Below are 9477 nucleotides of genomic sequence, written 5' to 3' on the forward strand. Positions count from 1 at the left end.
GGGGAGGGGTGAATTCGTGCAGTGCACCGGGATCCTGCCGACCAGTGCGCGTCTCGACTCCCTGTTCTTCGTCGCGGACACCGGGGTTCGTTTCGGGGTTGCGGACGGTCGGGCGGCGGAGTCACTCGGTCTGGGGGCGCCAGCACCCGCGCCATGGCAAATCGTCGAACTGCTGGGCGTGGGACCGACGCTGAGTCGGGAGGCGGCTCTGACCGCTCACGACGGGTTGGGCCCGGACCCGGACGCCGCTGCGCTCCCCGCGGAGTGACGCTGCGAACGCCGATTGAGTGCGGCCGAAAGGCCAAGTCCTACAACGAGGGCGACGAGTGTTACGACCGTCCCCGTCAGCGCAGCATGTCGGGGCCGCGTATCCGGCGGCTGCAAAGTGGCCGGTGCGGCAATAGCAGTCGACTCGACGCCAGTGCGCTCGGCCGTGCCGTCGATATGTCCGGTGACAGCGGCCAACGGGTCGATTACACCGTGACCGATCAGCGGGTTCCATCCCTCCGCCGGTGCATGCGCCGTCGCTTCGATCCGTGCGATGACCTCGGCGGCGTTCGCGTCGGGTCGATACGCACGGACCAGGGCCGCGACGGCCGCGACCAGCGGGGCCGAGAAACTCGTACCTTGCACGGGCGCGATGTTGCCCTGGCCGTCGACGAGACCGTCCGTCAGGCCGGATCCCGTCGGCGATAGTGAGGTGACCGCCGTCCCGGGCGCCGCGACGTCCACCCACGGCCCACCCAACGAGAAGGTGGACGGGGTACCGTCCGGATTCACCGACCCGACGGTCAGGACCAGGTCGTCGAACCACGCGGGTGTGGCGACGGTGGACACGCGCGTCCAAGGATCCGCATACGGATCGGTCGGATCGGGGAGCGGATTCTGCGTCGGACAGGGTGAGCCTCCGCCTCCTCCGGTATTGCCGGCTGCCGCGACCACGACGACGTCCTCGACGCGTACGGCGTAGTCGATCGCTGCGCCCAACGGTCCGTCGGCGACCCCGTAGCCACCCGGAACGCACGCGACCTCGGAGATGTTGATGACGGTCGCCCCGAGATCTGCAGCCGTTCTGACTGCCATTGCCATGGTGACGACGTTGCCGTAGCCCGCGGCATTGTCGACCGTGCGTTCGTCCTCGCCTTCTCGCACCTCGCGCTGAAATGCATTGCTGGACTGTCTGATCGAGATGATCCGCGCGTCGGGTGCGCCACCGGAGAAGCCGCTTCCGGGCACACTCGTCGCGGCAATCAGGCCGGCGACGAGCGTGCCGTGGGCGTCGCAGTCGGACAGGCCGTCCCCGGTGTGCACGTAGTCGCCCCCTGCCTGGAGGCCAGGAAGTCTCGGATGCGGCGACACGCCGGTGTCGATGACGGCGACCACTTGCCCGGCGCCGCGAGTGAGTGGCCATACCGCACCGAAGTCGAGTGCCCCGAGAGACTGCGGAACGACTGCAGTGTCGAATGCCTGGGACACCGGCACGCATGCGTTGCGTTGCTCGGTCGGCTCGGGAGGCGCGGCGGGTGCGGGTTCCGGTAGCAGTGCAGGGTCGACGACAGGACGTTCGGCGTGGGCAGTGGATGCTCCGGTGCCGAGTCCGAGGACGAGTACTGCAGCGACCACTGGTACCACTCGCGCGGCCACGTTCACAGTGCGCGCATTGCCGTATATAGACCGCACACCCAACACACGATCGGGATGACGGCTGCGATCGCTGCGTATTCGATCAGTTCGGCGGCCCGACGCATCACAGGGGAGTAGTCGCGGGTGGGAACGAAGGATCCGAAGATCACGGCGATGAGCATTGTGCCGAGAGCAGCGGCGAACAGCACCGGAGGAGGCTGCAGAGCGCCGAAGACCGCGGCTCCGAGCAACACGAGTACGACGACCGCGCCGCTCCCGACGAGGGCGGCGGCGTGCCGGAGGTCTGCATACGTCCTACCGCGCAGCATCAGGACCACAGCGATTGTCGCGGCCAAACCGACTCCGGGCCAATACGTTTCTGTTGACCTCGTTCCGAGCGCGGAGAGGACTGCACCCGTCGCGGCGGCCGCGCACGCAGCGCTCACCGAACCGGTCAGATAACTCCGCGCACGCATCGACTGTCTCTCCAGCGTTGCAGCCGTTGGACGATCGGTGTCGTCGTTGTCGTCGAGTGAGGCTCCGGCAGTGGGAACAGGCGGCAGTGGAAGCCGGGCCTGCATCATCGACACGCGTGGTGCGACGGCGAGCCCCGTCAGGGCAACCAACGAGACGGCGGCGCCCACAGTGCTGGGGGGCACTTCGGTGAACGACAGCGCTGCAGCCGCGGGCGCAGCGGCGACAGCAACGGTTGCCACGCCCGTGAACAACGCGGTCCCGTGACCTCCGACGCGCAGCGCGAGCACCGCAGTTGCGCCTGTGGCCGCAGCACCGAGGAGTACGTGCGCGGCGCCGAGACCACCTGGCACGAACTGGATTGCGGCGACGAACACGAGCGGTAGCGCGCATGCCGAGAGGAATACACCTGTCCGGCCGTCGTGGTAGAGGCGACCGACGATGGACCCGGCAAGGACGAGCAGGAGGGCCGCTGTCATGGCTCCGATTCCGGCGCTCGTGTTCGCGACGCGTTCGGTATCGACAAGGGTCGACGGCTGCAGCAGGGCGAGGCAGGCCAGCAGCAGCGCCGCCGCGCCGACCGCGAAGCCCGCCGACTGCGCAGCGCGCGCAGTCCACATACCGCTCTCGGAACCGCCGGCGGTGGCCACGGCGTCCATGAGGTCGTCGAACAGCGGGGGCGGTGCAGGAGAATCAGCTGTTCCCAGGACGAGCAGTTCACCGTCGCGCACCGCAGCGTCGCGCAGGGTGGCGGTATCGGCCAGTGGCGCCCGCCCCACCCTCGAGAGCACCCATGAACGACCGACGTGTGCACCACCGGGTTGCCCGGCACCGTCTGCGCCGGGAGCAGCGCGAGACGTGAGCACATCGACGATGCCCGGGGCCAGCACTGAGATCGGAATGTCGGTCGGGAGCGCGAGATCGACCTGAACGCGCCCGGACAGCACGGTGAGGCGACAGAGATCGACCGGAACGGGACCACCTGCGACGCGGCCCCCGTCAGGGAGCGAACCCTCCCCAGCCGCAGATAGATCCGGTCGATCGACAACGCGCGAAACGTCCCCCGCCATTGCTTTCCCCCCGGAAATCTTCGCAGCCCGCAACCGGCCCCCCCGGCCGGTAGGGACTCTACGACACCGACGACCGGGGACGCGCGGCGCACCCGACGATACCGGGGCGACTCAGACTGCGGCAGCCGCCTTGTCGTGCGAGGCGAGGTCGCTGACGTCGGCGAGCAGTTCGAACGAACGAAGCCACGAGGCCCGATCGCTGACGCCGGATGCCACGATGAGCTCGTCGGCGTCGGCGTGCTGGGTGAATCGATCGAGGTATTCCCGCACCGTGGAGGGTGTTCCCACTGCCGAATACGTCGTCATCTGCATGATCTGCCGCCCCTGGGGAGACTCGAGCAGCATGTCCGCTTCGTCGTCGGTGAACGTGCGACCACGGCCGAGCAGTAGGCTCACTCGGCTTCTCTTGGTGGTCAGAAACTGTTGCTGCGCTTCGTCGTCGGTGTCTGCGGCAATGACGTTGACGCCCGCTATGACGTGCGACGCATCCAATTGCTCGGACGGGCGGAACTCGCGACGGTAGATCTCTACGGCCTGTTCGAGTGCATCCGGTGCGAAGTGCGACGCGAAGGCGAACGGTAGGCCGAGGGCGGCGGCGAGCTGCGCCCCGAAGAGAGAAGAGCCGAGAATGTAAAGCGGCACATCGGTGCCGAAGCCCGGCGTCGCCACCACTCCTGGGATGCGCGATTCTTCGGACAGGTAGCCCTGAAGTTCCTGCACGTCCTGGGGGAATCGTTCCGCGGACGACGGGTCGCGACGCATTGCCCGCATCGTCTGCTGATCACTGCCGGGAGCGCGGCCGAGACCGAGGTCGATGCGGCCGGGATGCAGTGTGGCCAGAGTGCCGAACTGCTCGGCGATGGTCAGCGGCGCGTGGTTGGGGAGCATGACGCCACCCGATCCCAGCCTGATGCTCTTCGTGTGCGCTGCCACGTGTCCGATGAGGACGCTGGTGGCCGACGACGCAATGGTGCGCATGTTGTGGTGCTCTGCGTACCAGATTCGACGGTATCCCCATTCCTCTGCTCGTTGAGCGAGCGCGACGCTGGCGTCGAAACTTTCTTTGACTGTCTCGCCTTCGCCGATGTGCGCCAGATCGAGAATGGAGAGGGGAACGGACACAGTCGATGCCAACCTTTCGATCTTCGGGTGCGAGCCCGTCGGGGGAGCGGGCCACGCAAGTTCGTACTCGACAGGGTTCAACCGACGGCTGGGTCCCGCTATTCCGTCGGCAATTCCGGCAGGGGCTGGCCGATCGGGAGCGCTCGAGTTAACCTTTCGCGCACACGGACAGCTCGCCTGGGAACGAGAGTGTCTGCGGTAACGGGGGTTAGCCGACGGGTGGGGGCATTCGCACAGGTGAGTACGGTTCGTTTTGTTCGTGGTGCCCGTCGTGCCGTGCCGCGCACCCCGGGCGGTGAGGTGTCGTTGCAGGCGCCGCCCGAGATTCCGCGCGTCGTACCCGGCAACCTTCTGACGAAGCTGATGCCGGTGGTCATGGTTGCGGCCATGGTCGGGATGGTGGCATTGATGTTCACCTCGGGGATGGCGGCCAACCCGATGATGCTGATGTTCCCGGCGATGATGGTCGTGTCGATGTTGGGCATGGTCGCAGGCGGTGGCCGCGGCGGCGGCGCGCGAACCGCGGAGGCCAACGAGGACCGCAAGGACTACCTCCGCTACCTCGACCAGCTCCGTGGGGACGTTGCGGTCACCGCGTCGAGCCAACGCGAAGCGCTCGAGTGGTCACATCCGGACCCGGATGTTCTGTGGTCCCTCGCGGGGACGCCCCGGATGTGGGAGCGCCGCACGAGCGACCCCGATTTCTGTCACGTCCGAGTTGGGCGCGGGGCTCAACGCCTGGCAACCCGGCTCGTGCCGCCCGAAACCGGACCGGTGGAGGAGCTCGAGCCGGTGTCCGCAGTATCGCTGCGCCGGTTCGTGCGGACGCACTCCGTGGTAAATGCTCTCCCGACTGCCGTATCACTCACCGGGTTCGCTGCGGTGTCGCTTTCGGGCGACCGCGAGGCCGCTCGAGCCGTAGTCAGAGCGATGGTGGCGTCGTTGTGCACCTTCCACGATCCGGATCAGCTGCGCATTGCGGTCGTCTGCGGACCGGACACCGTCGCGAACTGGGATTGGACGAAGTGGCTGCCGCACACGCAACACGACACCATCCGTGACGGTGTGGGTACGGCGCGGATGATCTACGGATCGTTCCTCGAACTCGAGATCGCCCTCGGAGAACAGCTCTCACAACGCAATCGGTTCGCACGCGGTGTTTCGGCGACGCAGGGAGTGCCGCAAATCGTCGTAATCGTCGACGGTGGTCTTCTCGACAACAGCGGAACCGACGTGGTGCGCACCGGCCTCGACGCTGTCACCATCGTCGACCTTTCGGGATTCGCACGTGCGCTCGCCGCGAGTCGTGGCCTCCGCCTGTTCGTCGAGAACGGAACCATCGGTGCCGTCAGTGGACCGAACGTCGAAGTGTTCGGGTCGGCGGACGAGATGAGTGTGGGAAGAGCGGAGGCCGTTGCCAGACGCCTCTCGCCCTACCGGATGGCCTCGCGAAACGACACGGACCCGGCCGCGAACGACGTCGATGCGCTCTCGCGGTGGGATCATCTCGTCGGCGTCGCCGATATCGGAGAATTGGACCCGGCGCGTACCTGGTCACAGCGGCGCGGGCGCGACCGATTACGTGTCCCCATCGGAGTGGCGCCAGACGGCAGCCCCGTCGAGATCGACCTGAAGGAATCGGCCGAGAACGGCATGGGCCCACACGGTCTCTGTATCGGAGCGACGGGATCGGGCAAGTCCGAGTTCCTCCGCACCCTCGTTCTGGGGTTGGTCGCCACCCACAGCCCCGACCAGTTGAACCTCGTTCTCGTCGATTTCAAGGGAGGGGCGACGTTCGCGGGCTTGGAGGACGCACCGCATGTCGCGGCGGTCATCACCAACCTCTCCGACGATCTGGCGATGGTCGACCGCATGAAGGACGCACTGGCGGGGGAGATGAACCGTCGGCAAGAACTGCTTCGTGATTCGGGCAACTTCGCCAACGTGACCGACTACGAGAGGGCCCGTTCGGCCGGGGCGGCACTCGCGCCGCTGCCTGCGCTGTTCATCGTCGTCGACGAGTTCTCGGAACTGCTGAGCCAACAACCGGATTTCGCGGACCTGTTCGTCGCTATCGGACGTCTCGGTCGGTCGCTTCACATGCACCTACTCCTGGCGAGCCAACGCCTCGAAGAGGGCAAGTTGCGTGGGCTGGACAGCCACCTGTCCTACCGCATCGGCTTGAAGACGTTCTCGGCGAACGAATCACGCTCGGTGCTCGGGGTTCCGGACGCGTACCACCTACCGGCTATGCCGGGCGCGGGATACCTCAAGTGTGACTCCGCCGAAATCATGAGATTCGCCGCCTCCTACGTCTCGGGGCCCTACGTCCGCCCGCGCGGTCGCAGAACCAGCGGACGCCGCGCGGCGTCCGACATCGCCCCGAAGGTGTTCGACGCCTACCCAGTACCCGTTGTACCTACCAGTCCAGAAGTCCACGACTCGTCGGGTCCCTGCGCAACGTCCGAACCCGCAGAGTCGGACGAGAACCGGACCGTGCTCGATGTCGTCGTCGAGCGCGTCCGTGGACACGGAACGCCTGCGCACGATGTGTGGTTGCCACCATTGGACGATTCACCCACGCTGGCAGCACTACTGACAGGTGCCGGTGCCGCCACCGACGGACCGCGCGCGGCGACGTTGCGAACTCCGATCGGGATCGTCGACCGCCCCTTCGATCAGCGCCGCGATATCCTCGAGGTCGACCTCTCCTCGGCACACGGGCATCTCGCCATCGTCGGCGGACCGCAGGCAGGCAAATCGACGGCGCTGCGCACCCTCGTACTGTCGCTTGCCTCGACACACAGTCCCGAGCAGGTGCAGTTCTACTGCCTGGACTTCGGCGGTGGAACTCTGAACGGCCTCGCGGGCCTCCCTCATGTCGGCTCGGTCGCAGGCAGGCTTGACGTCGACAGAGTTCGCAGGACCGTGGCCGAGGTGGCCTCGGTCGTCGGACTCCGCGAACGAGTGTTTCGTGAGCGGGGCATCGACTCCATGGTCGAGTTCCGGCGCCGCAGGGCAGAACGTAGACCGGACTCGGGGCGACTCGCACCCGACGGCGCCGACCGAGACGAAGACCGAGACGAAGACCGATTCGGCGACGTCTTCCTCGTCGTCGACGGATGGGGGAGCATCCGCACCGACTTCGAAACGCTGGAACCGCAGTTGGCGTCGCTTGCAACGCAGGGCCTGTCCTACGGAGTGCACCTGCTCGTCACGGCGACACGATGGGCGGAAATACGCCCTGCCACAAAAGATCTCATCGGCACTCGCATAGAACTCAAACTCGGGGATGCGTCGGATTCGGAGTTCGGACGGGCGAAAGCCGCTCGCGTACCGGACAACAAACCTGGTCGGGGCATGACGAAGGACGGTCTACACCTGCTGGTCGGTCTGCCTCGGACGGACGGGATCTCGGCTACCGCCGACCTCCGCCGCGCCGTCGACGTCGCGGTGTCGACCATTACGGCCCGTCATATCGGACGATCGGCGCCTGCTGTTCGCATGCTGCCCGACAGCCTGCCGCTGACCGAGCTGCGCCGATCCATCACCGACCGGTGGCCACGTTCACGCGGAAACACCCCCGAGCTCTGGGTGCCCATCGGGGTCGACGAAGCAGAGTTGAAGCCCGTCGCGATCGACTTCGCGGAGCAGCCACACTTCCTCGTCTTCGGTGACACCGAATGCGGGAAGACATCGCTGTTGAACTCGATCTGCTCGTCGTTGACCGAGGCCAATGCGCCAACGCAAGTGAAACTGATTCTTGCCGACTATCGACGCACCATGCTCGGCGTCGTCGACGCCGACCACCTGGCGGGGTACGCAGCATCACAGTCCGTGTTGTCGACGATGATGGCGGAACTCGCAGGCAAACTCGACGAGCGGATGCCCGGTGCGGACGTCACCGCGCAGCAACTCCGCGAGCGATCGTGGTGGAGCGGACCGGAGATTTTCGTCGTCGTCGACGACTACGACCTGGTGGCAACCCCGTCGGGGAATCCCCTGGCGGTACTTGCCGATTACCTACCGCATGCCCGCGACATCGGCCTGCACCTCGTTCTCGCGCGGCGGTCCGGTGGCGCGTCCCGCACCATGTACGACCAGGTCATTTCGCGCATGCGCGACTTGGTGTCGCCCGGTCTGGTGATGAGCGGCAGCCGCGACGAGGGCAATCTGATCGGTTCGGTGAAACCGCGACCGCTCCCGCCGGGCAGAGGAACGCTCGTCGACCGACGCGGACAGTTGCTGGTCCAACTCGCCTGGTCGCCCTTGTGAGCGCCGAGGCACGCTACGTCGCTGTTCACCTCGGGGAGAACGCACTGTCCGTGCTGGTCGACGCGGGCGAAAACGTAGCCGAGCGGCGTTACCGAACCGCCCTGTCGATGCATGCGGGCGAGTTGGTGCACCTCGACGATGATGCGACCGAAGTGGCCGTCGACAACCAGCCGGGCAGTGAAGCGGACACGACCGTCGAGCGCTCGCTGTGGTCGTTCGTCGAAGACCGGAACGTTCTGGTCGGCTCCGTCGCGGTGCCGGTGGACTCCGCGATTCGGGGAACGGTCGAGGCAGCCCTGCGGCGAACAGGGGCGGCAGGGCCAGTTCGGTTGCTCGAGATCGCCTGTCCGTCCTCATGGGGTGTCGCGCGGCAGAACATCGTCCGGAGAGCCGTCACGCCCTTGGCCCACGAGGTCGTCGTCGTCGATACCGCGACGGCAGCCGTCGAGTCGCTCGGTGAACGCGCGCCCGAGTTCGGCGTCGTCGTCGAAATCGGTGAGCTGGACTCGACGGTGAGCGGCGTGTCACTCGACAGCGACACGGTCGATGGCGAACTGTTCTTCGTCGGATCAGGTCGATGGGACGCGATCGGCAACCGCAACATCGTTGCGGGCGACGGCATCGCTTCGATACGCCAGCGCGTCACCGATTGTATTGCTGCGCAGGGTGGTCGACGCGATGTGGACGTGTTCGTCGTCGACACGACCCCGGACGAGGACGCGGCCGCGTTGCCGGTCGAACCCACCCACCGTTCGCAACGGTTGACGGGGCTCGATGTGGTCCGATCGATGGCCGCCAGAGCCGGCGTCGGTGCCGCTACGGCGCCGTCCGCGCCCCGCGTCGAACCTCGCGATGTACCGGACGCGGGCCCGGCGGTTTGGCCGAGTGCCGCGCCCATGTCTGCTCGCTCGGC

The 9477-nt window shown here is 66.7% G+C and carries 5 protein-coding genes and 1 pseudogene; 3 read left to right on the plus strand and 3 right to left on the minus strand.

What is annotated here, in order from left to right:
* A partial coding sequence (locus WBQ44_RS08370) for a type VII secretion protein EccB (RefSeq protein ID WP_495566245.1) occupies window positions 1-268 on the plus strand: 268 nt, incomplete at its 5' end.
* Here the strand turns inward: WBQ44_RS08370 and mycP are convergent.
* The 3 genes from mycP to WBQ44_RS08385 form a co-directional block, all read right to left on the minus strand.
* Window positions 217-1644, minus strand: coding sequence for a type VII secretion-associated serine protease mycosin (gene mycP, locus WBQ44_RS08375; protein WP_495566246.1), 1428 nt, complete (start codon window positions 1642-1644; stop codon window positions 217-219). The two genes, WBQ44_RS08370 and mycP, sit on opposite strands and share 52 nt — an antisense overlap.
* A 2-nt stretch (window positions 1645-1646) precedes the next feature.
* Window positions 1647-3167: a type VII secretion integral membrane protein EccD gene (eccD, locus tag WBQ44_RS08380; RefSeq protein ID WP_495566247.1), complete on the minus strand. Its 1521-nt coding sequence runs from the start codon at window positions 3165-3167 to the stop codon at window positions 1647-1649.
* A 111-nt stretch (window positions 3168-3278) separates the two neighbouring features.
* The gene (locus WBQ44_RS08385) at window positions 3279-4289 is read right to left on the minus strand and encodes an LLM class flavin-dependent oxidoreductase (RefSeq protein WP_495566248.1); all 1011 of its coding nucleotides are present in this window, start codon (window positions 4287-4289) and stop codon (window positions 3279-3281) included.
* 237 nt (window positions 4290-4526) lie between these two features.
* Here WBQ44_RS08385 and eccCa point away from each other — a divergent pair, with 237 nt between their 5' ends.
* Window positions 4527-8564, plus strand: a complete 4038-nt coding sequence (gene eccCa / locus WBQ44_RS08390; protein ID WP_495566249.1) for a type VII secretion protein EccCa — start codon at window positions 4527-4529, stop codon at window positions 8562-8564.
* Window positions 8561-9477: pseudogene (locus WBQ44_RS08395) on the plus strand (type VII secretion-associated protein); the annotation flags it as partial. The gene eccCa and the pseudogene WBQ44_RS08395, both read left to right, overlap by 4 nt.

Source organism: Rhodococcus sp. (in: high G+C Gram-positive bacteria) (assembly GCF_049591685.1).
Lineage (GTDB): Bacteria > Actinomycetota > Actinomycetes > Mycobacteriales > Mycobacteriaceae > Rhodococcoides.

Coding starts and splice junctions, on each gene's coding strand:
- eccD (WP_495566247.1), bottom strand. CDS start 3,167: ATGGCGGGGGACGTTTCGCGCGTTGTCGATCGACCGGATCTATCTGCG.